Annotated in this window: 1 protein-coding gene; it reads left to right on the forward strand. The window is 58.0% G+C overall.

Going from position 1 to position 593, the window contains the following annotated elements; all coding sequences use genetic code 11:
- A partial coding sequence (secF, locus tag AC1D0P_RS27210; RefSeq protein WP_477679579.1) for a protein translocase subunit SecF occupies positions 1–593 on the forward strand: 593 nt, incomplete at both ends.

The following is a 593-nucleotide window of genomic DNA, read 5'->3' on the forward strand; positions in this document are numbered from 1 at the left end:
GTCGAAGGACTACGAATCCCGCCGCAAGGAGACCGTTGGCCCGTCGGTCTCCGGCGAACTGGCAATGAAAGGTCTCTACGGCGTCGGCCTTTCGCTCCTGGCGATCATGGTCTGGATCTGGTTCCGGTTCGAATGGCAGTTCGCTGTCGGCGCCATCGTCGCTACCCTGCACGATCTGTTGCTGACCGTCGGCTTCTTCGTCTTCACCAGGGTGGAATTCGACATAACTAGTATCGCGGCGGTGCTGACCATCATCGGTTACTCACTCAACGACACGGTCGTCGTCTATGACCGAATGCGTGAGAATCTCAGGCGCTACAAGAAGATGCCGCTGCCGCTGTTGATCGACACCTCGATCAATTCGACGCTGTCGCGTACCATCCTCACCTCGATGACGACAACGATCGCTATCCTGGCGCTGGTACTGTTCGGCGGCGATGTCATCCGCGGCTTCACCGTTGCGATGTTGTTCGGTGTTGTGGTTGGTACCTTCTCATCGATCTATATCGCCGCCCCGGTCCTGATCCTCTTCAAGCTGCGTCCCGACACGTTCGACAAGGACAGGCAAGAAAAGGGCGCGAACGTTCCCGAGG

It is taken from the genome of Polaromonas sp. P1_G2 (assembly GCF_056405515.1).